The following is an 18,676-nucleotide window of genomic DNA, read 5'->3' on the forward strand; positions in this document are numbered from 1 at the left end:
TGACGCATCGGGTCAGCCACCGTTAGGCTTAACCATGCGCTTTGTCCTGTTGTGCCTGAGCCTGACGCTCACCGCCACCCCCTCTTGGTCGCAAGAGGCATTGGGCCTTGCCGCCCCGGATGAGGTGACAAACTCAGGTCTTTTGCAACATATTCTTCCGCGCTTTTCTCTCAAGACCGGAATACGTGTTGTTGCGGATGAAAGCGGCGTCATGTCACTGGCCCCAAGTTCGCCCGGCGATCCGGTCTTTGCCCGTGACGGGGTGGTCTATCATCTAAGAATCGACGACAGCGCCAAGCAGGTAAGGTTTCGTGAATGGCTACTTTCCGACATTGGCAGACGGACGGTTGAAAACTTCATCCCCGACGAGGGCACGCCCTTTAGCGCAAGTTTCGAAACTGCCACTGTTACCAAAGAGGTCGTGGTCGACGGAAACGCGCTGCTTGGCGAAGATCTGTCGATGACCCATTGTGGCCGGTGCCACGTAATCGGCCCAAAGAATCGGATGAACGGGCTGGGTTCGACCCCGTCTTTCGCAGTGCTGCGCGCAATGCCCGACTGGTCGGAACGGTTTCAGGCGTTCTTTGCCCTGAACCCACACCCAGCTTTCACGCAGATCGAGGGCGTCACCGAACCTTTCCCGCCCGAGCGCCCCTCGCCGATCCATCCGGTCGAGATGAGCCTGGATGACCTCGAAGCAATTCTGGCTTTCGTGACCGCCATGCGCGCCGCCGATCTGGGCGCGCCACTGCAACTTCAGTGATCCTTGCGCTTTGAAAGGTAATCATCCGTTGTGACAACCCGTGGTCTGGGGGCGGATTGAAATGGATTGTCAGCGCTATGGAACTGGGCGTTCACCCGGCAATTGTCGCACATCTGGATCATCCGCGCCTGATCCGAGGTCGCGAACATCGGATGTGTGCCCGACAACTTTTCCATGATCCGCTCAACCGTTGATTTAACGCCAAACGCTGCGCCGCATTCGACGCATTCAAAGGGTTCCTCTTCATTCAGCACCTGTTGTGACAGCGCTTGGTCACTCAGATCAAGCTGGGGCACTAGTGTGATCGCCTGTTCTGGGCAGATCGTTCGGCAAATCCCGCATTGCAGGCAGGCGTCCTGCTGGAAATTCAACTGCGGCTTGTCCGGGTTATCGATCAGCGCCCCCGATGGGCAAAGGGACACGCAACTCAGGCACAATGTACAGGTGTCGGTATTCACTGCAATCGCGCCATAAGGCGCGCCCTCGGGCAAGGCCAGCGGCACCTCGACCTCCGGGTTCAAAGCTTGCCCCGCCAGACGCGCTATTTGACGACGATTACCCAGTGGAAGCACCGGATCAATCAATGGCTGCGGAACATCTTGCGCATAAAGCAGATCTGCCAGCGCATCCGGGTCGGTTTCATCGATCAGACTCAGTGCGTCTTGCACTGCGATAGCCCGAGCCAGCTCTAATTCACGATCAAGCGCGTCCCGTTCGGTCTTAGGGCTAATCAGGATATCGGCGCGCGCAAAGCCATGCGCCAGCGCTGCGAGCATCTCGGCATGTCCAAAGCCCGAAACCACGTTCAGCTCCAGCGGAATGACATCCGCTGGCAGTCCTCGTCCAAACCGGGCCGCCATCCGGATCATCTGCGCCCCATGGGCGTCGTGCACCAGCAGTCGCGGTGCAACGCCGCCCGCGCGCCGGAAGGTCCGGGCCAGTATGTGCATCCGCGACAATACCGCCGAGACCGGAGGATCTTCATATGTGATGGCAGTCGACGGGCACAACGCCGAACACTCACCGCACCCGGCGCAAATCATCGGATCAATGGCTACATGATCGCCAGCCGGTGTGATCGCACCGGTCGGGCAGACGTCCAGACAGTTTGAACACCCCGTTTGTTCCGCTCGCGAATGGGCGCAAAGCGTCTCATCCAATCGGACATAGAGCGGTTTTTCAAAGGTCCCGACCAGTTGCACCGCTTCAAAAGCAAGACGCGCGACGGCCACCGCATCTCGGGGATCAGCGCGCAAGTACCCCTCGCGCTTTTCGGGGGCATTAACCAAAGGTGTTGCTCCGGTCAGATCAACAACAATGTCGCAACGCGACGTTGCACCGTCACGGGGTGCGCTCCAACCAAATTCTCCGCGTCCGCCGGGATCCAGTTGCTGCACTTCATCCAGATGCCAAACAAATCCACCCAGCGCGCCGGTCAGTCTGCGTATTCGTGCGCGCGCAACGTCATAGTTGCGGCTTAGCGGTTCTGCATCGTCAACCAAAAGCACAGTCACGGCCAACACAGCGGACAGCTGTTCGGCCAACGGAAAGACAACCTCTCCGGGCCCCACAATACAGCAGGTACCTTCACTGATGACATCGAAACTTGGGGTCACTGGCTGCGGCAGTAATGCCTCAGCCGCGAGCGCAGCCATTTTGGGGGTTGCATTGGTCCCCTGTTCGGACCAGCCAGCTCGGTCGCGCAGATCGACAAATCCGGGCGCTTCAACACCCAGTTCCTCGGCAAGCTCGCTAAAAACTGCACTTTCCTGAGCGCAGGCAAACACCACCTGCTCATCGCCCGTCATCAACTCGGCGGCAGTTTGAATCTGGCGCGTACAAAGGGCGGTATGCACCTTCGAGCACTCCGTATCGCAGGCTGCAGAAATACCATCTGCGTTCAGGGACTGCGTCCCCTCGCAATCACACAATATGAGCTTGCTGGCCATTTCCCCTCCCGACGCTGCGTTTTGCCCCATCAGCAGCTTAGACCCAATCCGCGCCGAGGCAATGCGAAGCATCAGAGAAAATCCCGATATGTGCATTATTTTTCATCACAAATCGCCATCAAAACCTGAAGTTGGAAATAAACTCTAACTGAATGTCTCATATTAGGCGAAACTAGACTTGGCAGGTCGCCAATTTATGTAACATAGTACATCAATGGAAGGCAGGGGAGAGCCTTCCGGGGAGGAGCCAGTGGCCAAGGCCGCAAGCCGGACTGAAATGACAATTGGCGTCGTCGTGCGCAGAACACCCGGGGTGACACGCTGGGCGCGTTGGAACTGGCGCGCGGTCGCTGTTTTGCCAGGTGCAGGGCCTGCCGACTGGCAAGAGTTGCGACGTGAAGGTGAGGCCATCGAATACCATGCAGCCACCCTGCCCCTCACCCTCTGGGCCGATGAAACCGAAGCCTACATGGTCAACCTGTCGGACGGTCAACCTTCGCTGTACCTGGTTTTGCGGGATGAGCTGAAAGGCAAAACACCCCTGAATGCCGTATTGATCACCGCCTCACCGTTCGAGGGGCAGGATTATGCGGATACCGGCGAAGAGATCGTTGAGAAGATTCCGATGACCGAAGGGTTGATTGCATGGCTCCGCGATTTCACCTTGCAGCATCATCAGGACGAGGTGTTCATAAAACGTAAACGGGATAAGAAACGCACCGATCTGGTGGAAGACGGCAAGGGCGATGCACGAATCCGGCAGGATTCAGATGTCTACCGGGCTCCGCGTCGGGTGCTGCAATGACCCAGACCCGCGATTTCTGGTCCCGCCGCAAGGCCGCCGTTCAGGCCGAGACTGAAGCAGAAGCTCTGGCCGCAGAGGAACAGATCATCACAACGCGGCAAGCTGAGCTGGAGGAAAAAAGCGACGCTGAAATTCTGGCCGAGTTTGATCTGCCCGATCCCGATACACTGGAAGCCGGCGATGATGTCTCGGGCTTCATGGCCAAAGCTGTACCTGACCGTCTGCGCCGCCGCGCCTTGCGGCGCCTATGGCGGTTGAATCCTGTTCTGGCCAATGTCGACGGGCTGGTCGATTACGGCGAGGATTATACCGATGCGGCTTGCGTGATTGAGAACATCCAGACCGCGTATCAGGTTGGCAAAGGTATGTTGGCGCATGTCGAAGCGCTCGCTGCCGAGGCAGAAGTGTCCGAAGCAGAAACGGAAGCTGACATGCCCGAGGCGATCGAGTCAGATGCAGAACCGATCAACGCCGTCGAACCTGAACCGGAAGCCCCACAGATGGCTGAAATGGAAGAGCCAGAGGAGATCGAACTCCCCCCTGCTCCACGCCGTATGAAATTCGAATTCGAAGGATAACTCTATGACCGCAGACAACGCGCAAACATTGGATATCTCGACTGAGGATCGTCTGCGTGCGGATTTCTATAATTTTCTTGGCCTGCTATTGGCCGGTCCACCCGATCAGTTGCTTTTGGATCAGATGGCCGGGCTAAGCGGTGATGACTCGGATCTAGGTCAGGCCATTCGGGCAATGGCACGGGTGGCCAAGGTGACCAAGCCTGCCGCCGCAGAGCGCGAATTCAACGCACTTTTCATCGGATTGGGCCGAGGCGAACTGCTGCCTTATGCCTCTTTCTACCTGACGGGCTTTCTGAACGAAAAACCCCTGGCGCAGCTGCGCAATGACATGGCCGTGCGAGGCATCACCCGGGCGCAGAATGTTTATGAACCCGAAGACAACATCGCCTCGCTAATGGAAATGATGGCGGGCATGATCGTCGGTCGGTTCGGCGCGCCCGCCACGCTGGAAGATCAAAAGGCGTTCTGGAGCAAACATATTGGGCCCTGGGCCGCGCATTTCTATTCGGATTTGGAAGGTGCCGAGAACTCGGTTCTCTACGCCTCGGTCGGCACGGCTGGTCGGGTGTTCATGGAGATCGAACGTGAAGCCTTTCGAATGACGGCGGCCTAGCCCGCCACTCGCCGGTGCCTTTAGGCACCAAACCGCAATTGGGACAGGAGGAGCCCATGAGCAAGACCAAGGAAGAAGGCGCAACCCGCCGCGACTTCCTGAAACTGGCCGGAACCGCAGCGCCCGCTGCTGTAGCCGCCGCCAGCCTGTCTGGGAAAGCCGAAGCAGCCGAACTGCCGACGGACGAAACCCGGATGCAGGACACCGCGCATACGCGCGCATACCTCGACAGCGCCCGGTTCTGACCCGGACGTAGTCATACCCGACAGACGGTTGCGATTGGCCCTGACGTCGGTTTCGCGAAGTACCAAGCCAGCCATGGGTTACATGGCCAGCAAGGGAGGAAAGAAATGCTTAGGAAAAAGACCAACGGGGTTGCGAGACGCCCCCAGCGGACAAGTATCCTGTCCCAGGTCGGCGAGAAAACCGTCGATCGCCGCGCATTCTTGCGTGGCTCGGGCCTGACGATCGGCGGCCTTGCCGCGATCAGCGCCACGGGTGGAACCGTGACGCCCGCCAGTGCCCAGACAGCGGCAAACACCGCCGTTGAGAATATCAAATCCGTATGCACTCACTGCTCGGTCGGCTGCACGGTCGTTGCCGAGGTACAGAACGGAGTCTGGATCGGGCAAGAACCCGGCTGGGACAGCCCATTCAATCTGGGTGCACACTGCGCCAAGGGGGCCTCGGTCCGCGAGCACGCCCATGGCGAGCGCCGCCTGAAATATCCGATGAAAAAGGAAGGCGGTGAGTGGAAGCGCATCAGCTGGGAAGAGGCGATCAACGAGATCGGCGATGGCATGATGAGCATCCGCGAAGAATCCGGGCCGGACAGCGTGTACTGGCTGGGGTCTGCGAAGCACAATAACGAACAGGCCTATCTGTTCCGCAAGTTCGCCGCCTATTGGGGCACGAACAACGTGGACCATCAGGCCCGTATCTGCCACTCGACCACTGTTGCGGGTGTTGCGAATACATGGGGCTACGGCGCCATGACCAATTCGTACAACGACATGCACAACAGCCGGGCCATCTTCATCATCGGTGGTAACCCGGCCGAGGCGCACCCCGTCTCGCTGCTGCATATCCTGCGCGCGAAAGAGCAGAACAATGCGCCTTTAATCGTCTGCGACCCGCGCTTTACGCGCACCGCGGCCCATGCGGATGAATATGTCCGCTTCCGCCCCGGTACGGACGTCGCTCTGATCTGGGGTATCCTGTGGCACATCTTCGACAACGGCTGGGAGGACAAAGAGTTCATCCGCACCCGTGTCTGGGGCATGGACCAGATCCGCGAAGAGGTTGCCAAGTGGAACCCGGATGAGGTTGAGCGCGTCACCGGTACGCCCGGCTCGCAGCTGCGCCGCGTCGCACGGACCATGGTGAACAACCGCCCCGGTACCGTTGTATGGTGCATGGGTGGTACGCAGCACACCAACGGCAACAACAACACTCGCGCCTACTGCGTGCTTCAGCTTGCGCTTGGCAACATGGGCACCTCGGGTGGTGGCACCAACATCTTCCGCGGCCATGACAACGTGCAAGGCGCGACGGACCTTGGTGTTCTGTCCCACACCCTGCCCGGCTACTATGGCTTATCCAAAGGCGCATGGGGTCACTGGGCACGAGTCTGGGGTGAAGAGCCCGAGTGGCTTGCAGGCCAGTTCGCCACGATCAAGGATAAGGAAGGCAAGGATAAACCGCTGCAGAATGAGCGCGGCATCCCGGTTTCCCGCTGGATCGACGGTGTTCTCGAAGACCCAGCTAACATGGATCAGGACAACAACGTCCGCGCCATGGTTCTGTGGGGCCACGCGCCCAACTCGCAGACCCGGATGACGGAAATGAAGACGGCGATGGAGAAGCTGGACATGCTGGTCGTGATCGACCCGTATCCCACCGTCTCGGCCGTGCTGCATGACCGCACCGATGGCGTCTATCTGCTGCCCGCCTGTACGCAGTTCGAAACCCGTGGCTCGGTCACGGCCTCGAACCGATCGCTGCAGTGGCGGGACCGCGTGGTCGAACCTCTGTTCGAAAGCCTGCCGGACGAGGTCATCATGGCCAAGTTCGCCAACAAGTTCGGCTGGGCGGATCGGTTCTTCCGCAATATCGAGATGGAAGATCCCGAAACCCCGAATGTTGAAAGCATCACGCGTGAGTTCAACAGCGGCCTTTGGACAATTGGCTATACCGGTCAGTCGCCGGAACGTCTGAAAAGCCATATGGCCAACCAGCACACGTTCGACAGAACCACGCTGCAAGCCATTGGTGGCCCCAACGACGGCGAGTATTACGGTCTGCCCTGGCCCTGCTGGGGAACGGCTGAGATGGGTCATACGGGGACACCAAACCTGTATGATATGTCCAAACCGGTGGCCGAAGGTGGCCTGACCTTCCGCGCCCGTTTCGGCGTGGAACGGGATGGTGACAACCTGCTGGCCGAAGGGGTCTATAGCGTTGGGTCGGAAATCCAGGATGGTTATCCGGAATTCACGATGCAGATGCTGATGGACCTTGGCTGGGACGGTGACCTGACGGCTGAGGAACGTGCGGCCATCGACGCCGTTGCGGGACCAGAGACCAACTGGAAAACCGACCTTAGCGGCGGTATCCAACGGGTCGCGATTGCCCATGGCTGTGCGCCCTTCGGGAACGCAAAGGCACGCGCGGTCGTATGGACCTTCCCGGATCCGATCCCACTGCATCGCGAGCCGCTTTACACGCCGCGTCGCGATCTGGTGGCGGACTATCCGACCTACGAGGACCGGCATGCATATCGCCTGCCCACGCTATATGCCTCGATTCAAAAGAACGACTTTTCAAAGGATTATCCGATAATCTTAACGTCAGGTCGTCTGGTCGAGTATGAAGGCGGCGGGGATGAGACGCGGTCGAACCCGTGGCTGGCCGAGCTCCAGCAGGACATGTTCGTCGAGATCAATCCGCGCGATGCCAACAACCTTGGTATTCGGGACGGATCACAGGTCTGGGTCGAAGGTCCTGAGGGCGGCAAGGTCAAGGTGATGGCGATGCTGACTAACAGAGTCGGCGCCGGTGTCGCCTTCATGCCCTTCCACTTTGGCGGCCATTTCCAGGGCGAAGACCAGCGGCACAAGTATCCTGCCGGTGCAGACCCCTATGTGCTGGGTGAAAGTACCAACACCGCCCAGACCTATGGCTATGATTCAGTGACCCAGATGCAAGAGACCAAAGCGACTCTCTGCAAAATCTGGTCAGCGTAAGGAGGACGATAATGGCTAGAGCAAAGTTTCTCTGCGACGCTGAACGCTGCATCGAGTGTAATGCCTGCGTAACCGCGTGTAAGAACGAGCACGAGGTGCCGTGGGGCATCAACCGCCGCAGGGTGGTGACGATCAATGACGGCAATCCGGGTGAACGCTCGATCTCGGTGGCCTGTATGCATTGTTCGGATGCGCCCTGCATGGCGGTGTGCCCGGTCGACTGCTTCTATCAGAACGAAGAAGGGGTCGTCCTGCACTCCAAGGACCTGTGCATTGGCTGCGGCTATTGCTTCTATGCGTGCCCCTTCGGCGCGCCGCAATACCCGCAGGCGGGCAACTTCGGATCGCGAGGCAAGATGGACAAATGTACCTTCTGTGCTGGCGGCCCCGAGGAAACGCACTCGACCGCAGAGTTCGCCAAATACGGACGCAACCGGATCGCAGAGGGCAAATTGCCCATCTGCGCCGAGATGTGTTCTACCAAGGCCCTGCTCGCCGGCGATGGCGACGTGGTCTCGGCTATTTACCGCGAGCGTGTCGTCGCGCGCGGATTTGGTTCGGGCGCTTGGGGTTGGGGCACGGCCTACGATCAGAAAGACGGCTGACCCCGTCTACTAAAGCAAAACGGATGACCCGCAGATGTGGGTCATCCTGCATTGGATTTTTATTGAGGTTCCGATGTTGCGCTTATTCATCGCTTTGCTGCTTTCGCTAACGCTGACCCAAGTTGCGGGCGCTCAAACCAGTGAGGGGGCCGCCCCTGCGGATTCGACCGACCGGTCTACAACCGGCGGCGCGACCACGCTTGAGGACATTCTGGCCCGCCAGCGTGGCGAGAAGGTCGACAACAGCTACAGGTCTGAAAACACCGGTCAGGGCAATGTTGAAGGCCTGCTGGGACAGTTCGGCACCCGCGGTGTTGCCTCTGACAGTGACGTCTACCGCGCGCTGCGTTACGGATCTGCGGACGTCACCGTTTCATCCCAGGGACCTGCGGACAGCGTGCTGATTCAAGACGGCGGCATGTGGTGGTTGAACTTCCGAACTGGCCCGTTGCGTGATTATGGAACCTACATTCTGGGCGGAATGCTTGCGATCATTGTGCTTTTCTTTCTGATCCGAGGAAAAATCCGCATCGACGGAGAAAAAACCGGCCGCACGGTCCTTCGTTTCAATAGTTTCGAACGTTTCGGTCACTGGCTCTTTGCCGGGTCGTTCCTTGTGCTCGGCATCACAGGCCTACTGACCCTTTATGGCCGCGATTTCTTGATCCCGGTCTTTGGCAAAGAAGGGTTCGCCACTATCGCGCAAGGGTGCAAGTGGCTTCACAACAACCTCGCATGGGCCTTCATGCTGGGACTGATAATCATCACCATAAATTGGATTGCCCATAACATCCCCAACAAGACCGACCTGAAATGGTTGGCCGCCGGAGGGGGCTTGTTCACCAAAGACAGCCACCCACCAGCCAAGAAATTCAATGCGGGTCAAAAGATAATCTTCTGGGCTTGCATTCTACTGGGTGTCTCTATCAGCCTGTCAGGCCTGTCGCTGCTATTCCCGTTCGAGCTGCCGATGTTCGCCAAAACCTTCTCGATCGCCAATTCGACAGGTATTCCGCAGGCGTTGGGTCTGAACCTGCCAGTGCAGATGTCACCGCAGGAAGAGATGCAATATGCCCAAGTTTGGCATGTCATGGTCGCCTACGTGTTCATCGCCATCATCATCGCCCATATCTACCTTGGCTCGGTGGGCATGGAGGGTGCGTTTGACGCCATGGGCACCGGTGAAGTCGAAGAACAATGGGCACGCGAGCACCACTCGCTGTGGCTGGAAGAGGTGCAAGAAAAAGAGGCCGGCAAGGCAGCGGCCTCACCTGCAGAATAGATGCGCTGGCTCGCTCTAGCGCTTGTTTTGACCCCCCTGCCCGCCTGGTCCGAGTTTTTCACGCTCAAAGGCCATGGCGGGCCGATCATGGGGATCGCTTCGGCGCCGGATGGGCGCATCGCAACGGCCAGTTTCGACAATTCGGTCGGTCTCTGGACCGGACAGACACCGGAATGGCTGGAGGGGCACGAAGCGGCAGTGAACTCGGTCGTTTTCAATGGCACTGCAATCTATTCTGCCGGGGATGACTTTACCCTCCGCCGCTGGCCTGGAGGGGATGTTGTCGGGCAGCACAAAGGCAAGATTATCGGCATTGCAGCGTCGAAAACTCATATCGCGACGGCCAGCTGGGATGGCACCATCGGCCTGTGGCCGGTGGACGGGTCCGAGCCGACCCTGCTTGGGCCAATCGGCAGCGGGGTGAATGCAGTTGCTTTTACGCCGAACGGAAAGCTGCTTTATTCGGCAGGTGTCGACGGAGCGTTGCGTATCTGGGATGTCGCCAGCGGTCAGGAAACAAATCGCCTGATCGAGCATGGTTTTGGCATCAATGAATTGGTCCTGAACGCACAAGACAACTGGATCGCCTACGGTACCGTCGATGGAGTGACACGCATCCTGAGCCTCACCACCGAAGAAGAACATGACTTTACGTTGGATCGGCGCCCGATCCTCGCCATGGCATTGAGCCCCGATCGCAAGCTGTTGGCTGTCGGTGATGGTGAGGGCTTTATAATGGTCATCGACACGGCTGAATGGCGCATTGCACAAGATTTCCGCGCCACCCTGCGCGGTCCGGTTTGGGCGCTCGCTTTTTCTGCCGATGGTCAAAACCTTCACGCAGGCGGCATTGATGAGGCAATGTACAGCTGGCCCGTTTCAGCATTGGGCGATCGCGAACAGATGGCCGCTGCCGAACCCAGCTTTCTGAAAGACCCAAGCGAGATGGGCAACGGAGAACGGCAATTTGCGCGCAAATGTTCGATCTGTCACAGCCTGACGCCAGATGGGGGTCGACGTGCGGGTCCTACCTTGCACGACATCTTCGGGCGGAAAGCGGGCACATTGCCCGGTTATTTGTACTCGGATACGCTGCAAGACTCTGATATCATTTGGAATGAAGAGACCATAAATGCCCTTTTCGACGAAGGCCCGGACCACTACATTCCTGGGTCAAAGATGCCGATGCAGCGGATCACGCAAGCACAGGACCGGATAGACCTGGTCGCGTTCCTGCGCAGCGCCACCGCACCGCAGGATTGAGCCGGAGGAGAACATGAAAGCCTTTCTGACCGCCGTCGCCGCGATGGTCGTGATCACTGTCGCCGCTCCTTACACGCTGGATCAATTCGGTTTCAGCGCCGCCGACAAGACGTCCGGTTCGGCTGTACGCCTCGACTGAATGCCGCAGTACCTGACCACCCGCGAATTGGCGGATCTGCTGCGCATTGGTGAGCGGAAGGCCTATGATCTGGCATCCTCGGGCGAAATCCCCTGTGTACGCGCCATGGGCAAGCTGTTGTTCCCAAAAGCCGAGATCATAGCGTGGCTCAACGCCTCACGCTCTGGCCCCGATGTCGTCGAACCACCCCTGCCGCCGATCGTGGCAGGTAGCCACGATCCCCTGCTGGACTGGGCTTTGCGGGAAAGCGGCTCTGGGCTTGCGACTTACTATGATGGGTCTTTCGACGGGCTGAATCGTCTTGCGGAGCGCAGCGCACAGGCGGCGGCCTTGCATATCCACGAACCAGAAGGCTTCAACACTCAGACCCTGCGCGACACGATTGGCGAAGCACCTGTGATCCTCTACCAGATTGCCAACCGGCAGCGCGGCCTGTTGCTGGCACCCGGTACCTCGGACATCTCGGGGTTTCAGGATCTGAAAGGCAGACGGATCATTCTGCGGCAAGACAGCGCCGCCAGCCAGCGTCTGTTCGATGCACTGCTCGACGCCCACGGTCTGGGTCGTGATGATCTGAACACCCTGCCTGTTTGCGCCCGCACCGAGGAAGAACTGGCCACCGCTCTGCGTGACGGCAAGGCAGAGGTTGGTTTTGGCCTCGGTGCACTGGCGCGCCCGTATGGGCTGAGTTTCATGCCCACCCATTCCGAGCGTCTGGACCTTGCAATCTGGCGCCGCGCCTTCTTCGAGGCCCCCATGCAGACGCTGACCCAGTTTTTGAAATCCGAGCGTTTTATCGAACGCGCTGATGAACTAGGCGGCTATGATCTCGCAAATCTGGGTCGGATCCACCACAACGGCGCCAGTGGCTGATCCGTCGTCCATTCCTTGTTGCGCCAACCCGAGGCGAACTTACTGTGCGTTTGGAAAAAACAACTGCTCACCATCCAGCGTGTAAGACGCAATCGCCGCCTGTCCATCAGGACCGGTCAGCCAGTCGATGAACCTCTGCCCGGCAGCGGCGCGGACGCCTGTGTGCTTTTCAGGGTTCACAAGGATTACACCATATTGGTTAAACAGGCGCGGATCGCCCTCGACCAAGACCTCCAGATTGCCCCGGTTTCCGAAAGACAACCAAGTCGCCCGGTCGGTCAGAGCATACGCGTCCATGCCGCTGGCCACGTTCAGCGTTGCCCCCATCCCCGATCCGGTCTCGCGATACCAAGTCCCCGAGGCCTCCGTCGGGTCAACGCCTGTCGCCTCCCAATAGCGCATCTCGGCTTTGTGAGTGCCGCTATCATCACCGCGCGAGGCAAACGGCAGTTTCGCTTCGGCCAAAGCGGTCAAAGCGGTTACAATGTCGTTGCCACCGGCAATTTCGGCTGGATCAGATTTCGGGCCAACCAATACAAAATCATTGTACATGACATCGAACCGTTCGACGCCCCAACCGTCTGCTACAAACTGCTCTTCGGCGGGCTTGGAATGAACCAGAAGAACATCGCCATCCCCGTTGATTGCATTCCTGATTGCCTGACCGGTCCCGACGGCTACAACGCGTACATCGATACCTGTTTCAGCCTCAAACCCTGGCAGGATATAGTCCAGCAGACCCGAGTTCTGCGTCGAGGTCGTTGATTGCACAACGATAAAGGGTTCTTCGGCCAAACCTGCGCCTGCGGTCAGCCCAAGCGCGACAATTGATGCCCGAACGAAATCAGGGATCATTCGAAGTCTCCATCTCTGTTCATCAGGTTACCAGACCGCCAGCCAGATACCGGCGCGACTCGTTGCTTTTGGGGGCTTCCAGAACCTGCTGCGCCCTTCCGTGTTCCACCACACGCCCTGCCTGCATCATCACGATGTCAGATGCCAGGCGCCGCGCCTGCCCGATGTCATGCGTCACCATCACGATGCGCACACCCCGGGCCGAGGCGCGCAAGACCATCCGTTCGATCATCTGCATAGCACTTGGATCCAATGCGCTGGTGGGTTCGTCCAGGAACAAGGTCTTGGGGTCTAAGGCCAACGCGCGCAGGATCGCCAACCTTTGCGCCTCGCCACCAGACAGCGAACGCGCGGATTGACGTGCTTTACCATCCAGTCCTCCTTCGGCCAGCAAAGCTTCGATACGATGCCTGCGCAAGGCACGGGGCATCGAATTCCGCTTTAGCACAAAGTCCAGATTGGCCGCGACCGAGCGGCGCAGCAACACGGGGCTTTGAAACACCATCGCCTGCCGCGCTTTGTGGGCTGCATTCAACACGACACCGTCCTGACAGACACGCCCGCTGTCGGGTTGAATCAGACCATGCAGACAACGCAGCAACAGACTTTTGCCAGCGCCGTTTGGGCCCAAGATCATGGTCGGACCCGGGCCATCCAAACACAAATGCGGGACATCGAGCAGCACCTTGCCTTCGCGCGCAATGTGCAACCCTTGGACCTCCAACATGCCCGGCGCCTCGGTCAGGACATCACGCATGGCGCAGCCCTTCCCGCTCGGCCCGCAGGGTCAACGCGCTAACCATCGCGTTTACTGCCACGGCCAAACCGATCAGGATCACACCCAAGGCCAGCGCCAGCGCCAAATTCCCCTTCGAGGTTTCGAGCGCAATCGTGGTCGTCATCACGCGCGTCACGTGATTGATATTGCCGCCGACAATAATCACCGCGCCTACCTCGGCGATTGCCCGGCCAAACCCAGCCAGTAATGCGGTGACAAGAGCCAGACGCGCGTCCCACAACAGCACCGGGATCGAAGCCAACCGCGATACGCCGAGCGAGCTGAGTTGTTCAGAATACTCCTCGGCCAGCATCTCGACCACCTGCCGGGTAAGTGCGGCCATGATCGGCGTCACCAGCACCACCTGCGCTATGATCATTGCGGTGGGGGTGTAGAGAAGTTCCAGCACCCCCAGAGGACCGGATCGGGACAACATCAGGTAGACCAGCAAACCGACGACGACTGGTGGGAACCCCATCAGAGCGTTCACAAGGATAATCAGCGCCCGCCGTCCCGGAAACCGCGCGACGGCCAAAGCTGCCCCAATAGGCATCCCGATGACCGCCGAAATCAGAACAGCAAAGATCGAAACACGCAGCGACAACAACACAATTGCCCACAGCTCTGCATCCCCTTCGAGGATCAGCGAGAGCGCTTGGGTGAATTCTGATGCAAATCCCTGCATATTCTACCATTCATACCCTATGCTGTTACAAAATGCTATAAATTACAGGGAAATACTAAAGGTTCTGGCCAGCAAGTACAGGCACAAATTCGACATTCAAAACTAAGAACGCGGCCCCGTCAGGGCCGCGTTTGATTGGCACGTCTTTTGCTGTAGCTGGTTCAGTTCAGCGCAGCGTCGGTGATCTGATGTGTCCATGCCCCTTCAGGCTTTTTGGTGATAACCGGATCAGATCCACCCGCCAGCAGGGTATCAACCGTGCGGTCGAAATCGGCTGGATCCAGCGCCCCGTTCGACCCTGCGGTCAGCTTGGCAATCTCGCCCATCATGCGCTTTTGATGCTCCTCGGTCTGGGCACCGGTCGCATCGTTTTCGAGAACGATCTCGGCGGCTTCATCCGGGTTCTCTTCGGCGTATTTCCAACCCTTCATCGAGGCACGGACAAACCGTTCCATCTTGTCGGTGAAGGCCGCATCGCTCAAATTTTCTTCAAGCACATATAGACCATCCTCAAGCGTCGCGACGCCCTGATCTTCGTATTTGAAGGTTACCAGTTCTTCGGGCGTGACACCGGCATCAATAACCTGCCAATACTCATTGTAGGTCATGGTGCTGATGCAATCGGCCTGACGCTGCAGCAGCGGGTCGACGTTAAAGCCTTGTTTCAGCACTTCGACACCGCTGTCGCTTTTGCCATCGGTACCGATTCCCAGCTGACTCATCCAGCTCATGAACGGGAATTCGTTGCCGAAGAACCAGACTCCCAGCGTGCGATTTTTGAGATCTTCGGGCGAGGCAATCCCCGCATCTTTCCAGCAGGTCAGCATCATGCCCGAGCTCTTGAAAGGCTGTGCGATGTTCACCAGAGGCAGACCCTTTTCGCGCGCAGCAAGTGCAGCCGGCATCCATTCCACCGTAACGTCTGCTCCACCACCTGCGATCACCTGTGTAGGCGCAATATCAGGACCGCCGGGCAGAATGGTGACGTCCAGCCCCTCTTCTTCGTAGAACCCTTTATCTTTTGCCACATAATAGCCCGCAAACTGCGCTTGCGTGACCCACTTCAATTGCAGTGTCACCTCATCCGCAGCAAGTGTCGCACTGGCTGCCAGGCTAAAGGCCGCAACCGCCCCACTGAGTAGCTTCTTCATCTTCATATCTCCTAGTTGCTTATGTTTGCCCCGTTTATGGGGTCTGTTGAGTTATTCCTTTATCCTCGCTGCGACGGATGCCAGAAGGTCACCGCCTTTTCGATCATCGCCACTACGCCATAGAAGGCCGTCCCCGCTAGCGCGGCCACCACAATCTCGGCCCACACCATATCCAGCGACAATTGCCCGACGCTGGTCGATATCCGAAAGCCCATGCCCAATGTGGGGGAGCCAAAGAACTCAGCCACGATAGCGCCGATCAGCGCCAGAGTGGTAGAAATCTTTAGCCCGTTGAAAATAAACGGCATCGCGGCGGGGAGGCGAAGTTTCAGGAAGCTCTGCCAATAGGTGGCGGCATAGGTCTCCATCAGATCGCGCTGCATCGTTGTGGCTTCGCGCAGCCCTGCCACCGTGTTCACCAGCATCGGGAAGAACACCATCACTACGACGACCGCCGCCTTGGAATGCCAGTCGAACCCGAACCACATCACTAGAATGGGTGCGGTGCCCACGATCGGCAGCGCTGCAACGAAGTTGCCGACGGGAAGAAGCCCGAGGCGCAGGAAATCCCATCTATCCACGGCAATTGCCATGAGAAAGGCCGAACCGCAGCCGATGATGTAGCCGCTGAGTGCTCCCTTGATGATCGTTTGAACAAAGTCAGCCCAAAGTGTCGGCAAACTGTCCCAGAAACGGTCCCAGATGACTGATGGCGCAGGCAGAATGACCAAGGGCACTTCTAGTCCACGCACCACCAGCTCCCAGATGCCAATCACGGTCAGACCGAAGATCAGGGGCGCAAGAAACCGCACCATCCGTGTGTCAGAATAGGGTCCGCTGGCCAGACGGCTGTTCAACCACCAGCCCAATAACCAGACAGCGATTGCACCAAGAATAGGTATCATTGTGCCATCCCCATTCGCTTCAGGACGGTCCGCTCGATCAGCCCCAGCAACCCGACGAGACAGGCGGCGAGAATGGCCGCAGCAAACAGCGCCGACCAGATCTGTACCGTCTGGCCATAGTAGCTACCGGCCAGCAGCCGTGCACCCAACCCGGCAACAGCCCCGGTCGGCAGTTCTCCAACAATGGCCCCGACCAGCGAAGCAGCGACGCCAATTTTCAGCGATGTGAAGAGATAGGGCATCGAGGCCGGCAGGCGCAGTTTCCAAAACCCCTGCGAACGGCTGGCATTGTAGGTTCGCAGCAAATCCAACTGCATAGCATCCGGGCTGCGCAGCCCTTTTACCATGCCTACGACGACGGGGAAGAAACTCAGATACGCCGAAATGATCGCCTTAGGAATGATCCCCTGAACCCCGACAGAATACAGAACGACAATGATCATCGGAGCCAGCGCAATGATAGGAATGGTCTGGCTGACGATCGCCCAGGGCATCACCGACAGATCCATCACCCGACTGTGCACGATCCCGACCGCCAGTAGGATGCCCAACCCGGTTCCGATAGCAAAACCCAGCATCGTGGCGCTCAGCGTGACCCAGCCATGATAAATCAGAGAGCGTTTCGAGGTGATTTTTTTCTCAATCGTGGTTTCCCACAGCTCAATCCCAACTTGATGCGGTGCAGGCAGCCGCGGGCGGTCCTGCTCCCATGTGGCTGGGATTGCAAACGCGTTGTTCAAGGCCAGACCGATCTCCCCCATGTCCCGGCGATCCTTGGCTGAAGGTGGTTGGACTTCAGCACCCGCGCGCTCCTGTTCAGTCAGAACCCCTTTGATATTCATAGGAATACAGGCCGCGTACCAGACAACGACAATGGCGGCGATCACGGTGAGGACTGCAATGATCTGCTTCATGCGTGCCACTCCATCCGAATGACAGGCACCGTGTCAGGTGGCACCGGAGGCTCTCTTCCCGTCTCAACAAAGCCCTCGCGCCGATAAAACCGTTGCGCGTCGACATTTGGCACATGTGTGGTCAGCCAAAGATGGTCGCGCCCCTCCTTCGCCTTATCCAGCAATTGCTTGCCGATGCCCTGCCCAGTGCGCAAACAATACAGCGCACCAACCTTATGTTCGACCGGATCGACAGACATATAGCAATCAATCGGATCACCTGCGATCCAGATGTCCCTGTTCGGAAACGCCTCAAGGATCAGATCCGCCAGCTTTTCTTCTGGCAATTCCTCGGGTATCCAATCGGTCTGGGCGGCCCAGGTCGCGATGATGCGCGCGCAATCCCCCACATCTTCGCGGGATGCCCGTCTGATGCCTTTATCCGCCATCACACATCATCCCCATGACCCGCTCGCAATCCTTCTCGCACGCGGTGGGCGACCTCGATAAACTCGGGCGTGTCACGGATATCCAAAGGCCGCTCTTTCGGCAGAGGGCTATCGATCACATCCGTGATCCGGCCGGGACGAGGGCTCATCACCACGATCTTGGTGCTGAGATACACCGCTTCGGGGATCGAATGTGTTACGAAACCGATGGTCTTCTCGGTGCGCGCCCATAATGCCAGAAGCTGTTCGTTCAGATGGTCGCGCACAATCTCATCCAGCGCACCGAACGGTTCGTCCATCAGCAGAATATCCGCATCAAATGCCAAGGCCCGCGCTATACTGGCCCGCTGTTGCATCCCGCCCGAGAGCTGCCAGGGGAACTTACCGCCAAATCCATCAAGATCAACAAGTTCCAGAACCTTTCTAACGCGTTCCTCCTGCTCGGCAGAGGAATAGCCCATGATCTCAAGCGGCAGCTTGATGTTCTTTGCAATGGTCCGCCACGGGTAGAGCCCGGCCGCCTGAAACACATACCCATAAGCGCGCTTTCGCCGTGCTTCGTCAGGCGTCATGCCATTCACGGTCAGGGTCCCGCCGGTCGGTGTTTCCAGCGCTGCGATACAGCGCAGGAACGTCGTCTTGCCGCAGCCCGAGGGGCCGATAAAACTAACGAACTCCCCCTTGCCAATCGACAAGTTCACATCTTTCAGCGCATGAATAGGCCCATCATTCGTCTGAAATGTAAGATCCAGCTGCCTTGCCTCAATAACGGGCTGAGTAGTATTTTCTGTATTCATTCCATTGCCTTGAAGAAGCTCAGACCCGGATCGCCAGAAAGGCGA

General features: G+C 58.3%; 20 protein-coding genes. 11 read left to right on the top strand and 9 right to left on the bottom strand.

Annotated elements, in window-relative coordinates:
* Positions 1-34 precede the first annotated feature (34 nt).
* The gene (locus ACR0MJ_RS06640) at positions 35-763 is read left to right on the top strand and encodes a cytochrome c family protein (protein WP_170405173.1); all 729 of its coding nucleotides are present in this window, start codon (positions 35-37) and stop codon (positions 761-763) included.
* Here the strand turns inward: ACR0MJ_RS06640 and ACR0MJ_RS06645 are convergent.
* Positions 757-2,712, bottom strand: coding sequence for a 4Fe-4S binding protein (locus tag ACR0MJ_RS06645; protein ID WP_480760310.1), 1,956 nt, complete (start codon positions 2,710-2,712; stop codon positions 757-759). The two genes, ACR0MJ_RS06640 and ACR0MJ_RS06645, sit on opposite strands and share 7 nt — an antisense overlap.
* Positions 2,713-2,962: 250 nt before the next feature.
* Between ACR0MJ_RS06645 and ACR0MJ_RS06650 the strand changes: the two genes are divergently transcribed.
* From ACR0MJ_RS06650 to ACR0MJ_RS06695, 10 genes are all read left to right on the top strand, one after another.
* Positions 2,963-3,517, top strand: a complete 555-nt coding sequence (locus tag ACR0MJ_RS06650) for a DUF3305 domain-containing protein (protein ID WP_480760030.1) — start codon at positions 2,963-2,965, stop codon at positions 3,515-3,517.
* Entirely contained in the window at positions 3,514-4,095 is a 582-nt protein-coding gene (locus ACR0MJ_RS06655) for a DUF3306 domain-containing protein (RefSeq protein WP_480760033.1), read from the top strand. Before ACR0MJ_RS06650 ends, ACR0MJ_RS06655 begins: the two co-directional genes overlap by 4 nt.
* A gap of 4 nt (positions 4,096-4,099) precedes the next feature.
* Positions 4,100-4,711, top strand: a complete 612-nt coding sequence (locus ACR0MJ_RS06660; RefSeq protein WP_480760035.1) for a TorD/DmsD family molecular chaperone — start codon at positions 4,100-4,102, stop codon at positions 4,709-4,711.
* A gap of 56 nt (positions 4,712-4,767) precedes the next feature.
* Positions 4,768-4,956, top strand: coding sequence for a ubiquinol-cytochrome c reductase iron-sulfur subunit N-terminal domain-containing protein (locus ACR0MJ_RS06665; protein WP_170393361.1), 189 nt, complete (start codon positions 4,768-4,770; stop codon positions 4,954-4,956).
* 105 nt (positions 4,957-5,061) lie between these two features.
* Positions 5,062-7,956: a formate dehydrogenase subunit alpha gene (locus tag ACR0MJ_RS06670; protein WP_170510865.1), complete on the top strand. Its 2,895-nt coding sequence runs from the start codon at positions 5,062-5,064 to the stop codon at positions 7,954-7,956.
* Positions 7,957-7,967: 11 nt separating this feature from the next.
* A complete protein-coding gene (gene fdh3B, locus ACR0MJ_RS06675) occupies positions 7,968-8,561 on the top strand; it encodes a formate dehydrogenase FDH3 subunit beta (RefSeq protein ID WP_037307340.1) in 594 nt (197 codons plus the stop codon).
* 73 nt (positions 8,562-8,634) lie between these two features.
* On the top strand, positions 8,635-9,843 hold the full coding sequence (locus ACR0MJ_RS06680) for a formate dehydrogenase subunit gamma (RefSeq protein ID WP_480760038.1): 1,209 nt from the start codon (positions 8,635-8,637) through the stop codon (positions 9,841-9,843).
* On the top strand, positions 9,844-11,106 hold the full coding sequence (locus ACR0MJ_RS06685; RefSeq protein WP_480760040.1) for a c-type cytochrome: 1,263 nt from the start codon (positions 9,844-9,846) through the stop codon (positions 11,104-11,106).
* A 13-nt stretch (positions 11,107-11,119) separates the two neighbouring features.
* A complete protein-coding gene (locus ACR0MJ_RS06690; RefSeq protein WP_255612119.1) occupies positions 11,120-11,245 on the top strand; it encodes a hypothetical protein in 126 nt (41 codons plus the stop codon).
* Positions 11,246-12,118 carry a substrate-binding domain-containing protein gene (locus ACR0MJ_RS06695; RefSeq protein WP_480760042.1) on the top strand — a complete coding sequence of 291 codons (873 nt, stop codon included), beginning with the start codon at positions 11,246-11,248 and terminating at the stop codon, positions 12,116-12,118.
* Positions 12,119-12,157: 39 nt separating this feature from the next.
* Here ACR0MJ_RS06695 and ACR0MJ_RS06700 read toward each other — a convergent pair whose 3' ends face one another.
* From ACR0MJ_RS06700 to ACR0MJ_RS06735, 8 genes are all read right to left on the bottom strand, one after another.
* Entirely contained in the window at positions 12,158-12,973 is an 816-nt protein-coding gene (locus tag ACR0MJ_RS06700; RefSeq protein ID WP_480760044.1) for an ABC transporter substrate-binding protein, read from the bottom strand.
* A 22-nt stretch (positions 12,974-12,995) separates the two neighbouring features.
* Complete coding sequence (locus ACR0MJ_RS06705) at positions 12,996-13,730, bottom strand: ATP-binding cassette domain-containing protein (RefSeq protein ID WP_480760047.1); 735 nt, start codon at positions 13,728-13,730, stop codon at positions 12,996-12,998.
* Entirely contained in the window at positions 13,723-14,436 is a 714-nt protein-coding gene (locus ACR0MJ_RS06710; protein ID WP_480753559.1) for an ABC transporter permease, read from the bottom strand. The genes ACR0MJ_RS06705 and ACR0MJ_RS06710 overlap by 8 nt, the downstream gene beginning before the upstream one ends.
* A 161-nt stretch (positions 14,437-14,597) precedes the next feature.
* Positions 14,598-15,587 carry an ABC transporter substrate-binding protein gene (locus tag ACR0MJ_RS06715; RefSeq protein ID WP_170393369.1) on the bottom strand — a complete coding sequence of 330 codons (990 nt, stop codon included), beginning with the start codon at positions 15,585-15,587 and terminating at the stop codon, positions 14,598-14,600.
* 59 nt (positions 15,588-15,646) lie between these two features.
* Positions 15,647-16,492, bottom strand: coding sequence for an ABC transporter permease (locus ACR0MJ_RS06720; protein ID WP_170421165.1), 846 nt, complete (start codon positions 16,490-16,492; stop codon positions 15,647-15,649).
* Complete coding sequence (locus ACR0MJ_RS06725; protein WP_170405143.1) at positions 16,489-17,406, bottom strand: ABC transporter permease; 918 nt, start codon at positions 17,404-17,406, stop codon at positions 16,489-16,491. The genes ACR0MJ_RS06720 and ACR0MJ_RS06725 overlap by 4 nt, the downstream gene beginning before the upstream one ends.
* Entirely contained in the window at positions 17,403-17,834 is a 432-nt protein-coding gene (locus tag ACR0MJ_RS06730) for a GNAT family N-acetyltransferase (RefSeq protein WP_170393374.1), read from the bottom strand. The genes ACR0MJ_RS06725 and ACR0MJ_RS06730 overlap by 4 nt, the downstream gene beginning before the upstream one ends.
* The gene (locus ACR0MJ_RS06735; RefSeq protein WP_170421163.1) at positions 17,834-18,631 is read right to left on the bottom strand and encodes an ABC transporter ATP-binding protein; all 798 of its coding nucleotides are present in this window, start codon (positions 18,629-18,631) and stop codon (positions 17,834-17,836) included. The genes ACR0MJ_RS06730 and ACR0MJ_RS06735 overlap by 1 nt, the downstream gene beginning before the upstream one ends.
* Positions 18,632-18,676 lie beyond the last annotated feature (45 nt).

The sequence above is a fragment of the Ruegeria sp. C6 genome (assembly GCF_056537625.1).

Excerpts from the sequence above, each read along its gene's own strand:
- ACR0MJ_RS06725 (WP_170405143.1), bottom strand. The coding sequence starts at position 17,406 with ATGAAGCAGATCATTGCAGTCCTCACCGTGATCGCCGCCATTGTCGTT.
- ACR0MJ_RS06715 (WP_170393369.1), bottom strand. The coding sequence starts at position 15,587 with ATGAAGAAGCTACTCAGTGGGGCGGTTGCGGCCTTTAGCCTGGCAGCC.
- ACR0MJ_RS06690 (WP_255612119.1), top strand. The coding sequence starts at position 11,120 with ATGAAAGCCTTTCTGACCGCCGTCGCCGCGATGGTCGTGATCACTGTC.
- ACR0MJ_RS06655 (WP_480760033.1), top strand. The coding sequence starts at position 3,514 with ATGACCCAGACCCGCGATTTCTGGTCCCGCCGCAAGGCCGCCGTTCAG.
- ACR0MJ_RS06665 (WP_170393361.1), top strand. The coding sequence starts at position 4,768 with ATGAGCAAGACCAAGGAAGAAGGCGCAACCCGCCGCGACTTCCTGAAA.
- ACR0MJ_RS06705 (WP_480760047.1), bottom strand. The coding sequence starts at position 13,730 with ATGCGTGATGTCCTGACCGAGGCGCCGGGCATGTTGGAGGTCCAAGGG.
- ACR0MJ_RS06710 (WP_480753559.1), bottom strand. The coding sequence starts at position 14,436 with ATGCAGGGATTTGCATCAGAATTCACCCAAGCGCTCTCGCTGATCCTC.
- ACR0MJ_RS06730 (WP_170393374.1), bottom strand. The coding sequence starts at position 17,834 with ATGGCGGATAAAGGCATCAGACGGGCATCCCGCGAAGATGTGGGGGAT.
- ACR0MJ_RS06700 (WP_480760044.1), bottom strand. The coding sequence starts at position 12,973 with ATGATCCCTGATTTCGTTCGGGCATCAATTGTCGCGCTTGGGCTGACC.
- ACR0MJ_RS06670 (WP_170510865.1), top strand. The coding sequence starts at position 5,062 with ATGCTTAGGAAAAAGACCAACGGGGTTGCGAGACGCCCCCAGCGGACA.
- ACR0MJ_RS06735 (WP_170421163.1), bottom strand. The coding sequence starts at position 18,631 with ATGAATACAGAAAATACTACTCAGCCCGTTATTGAGGCAAGGCAGCTG.
- fdh3B (WP_037307340.1), top strand. The coding sequence starts at position 7,968 with ATGGCTAGAGCAAAGTTTCTCTGCGACGCTGAACGCTGCATCGAGTGT.
- ACR0MJ_RS06645 (WP_480760310.1), bottom strand. The coding sequence starts at position 2,712 with ATGGCCAGCAAGCTCATATTGTGTGATTGCGAGGGGACGCAGTCCCTG.
- ACR0MJ_RS06640 (WP_170405173.1), top strand. The coding sequence starts at position 35 with ATGCGCTTTGTCCTGTTGTGCCTGAGCCTGACGCTCACCGCCACCCCC.
- ACR0MJ_RS06720 (WP_170421165.1), bottom strand. The coding sequence starts at position 16,492 with ATGATACCTATTCTTGGTGCAATCGCTGTCTGGTTATTGGGCTGGTGG.
- ACR0MJ_RS06685 (WP_480760040.1), top strand. The coding sequence starts at position 9,844 with ATGCGCTGGCTCGCTCTAGCGCTTGTTTTGACCCCCCTGCCCGCCTGG.
- ACR0MJ_RS06680 (WP_480760038.1), top strand. The coding sequence starts at position 8,635 with ATGTTGCGCTTATTCATCGCTTTGCTGCTTTCGCTAACGCTGACCCAA.
- ACR0MJ_RS06660 (WP_480760035.1), top strand. The coding sequence starts at position 4,100 with ATGACCGCAGACAACGCGCAAACATTGGATATCTCGACTGAGGATCGT.
- ACR0MJ_RS06695 (WP_480760042.1), top strand. The coding sequence starts at position 11,246 with ATGCCGCAGTACCTGACCACCCGCGAATTGGCGGATCTGCTGCGCATT.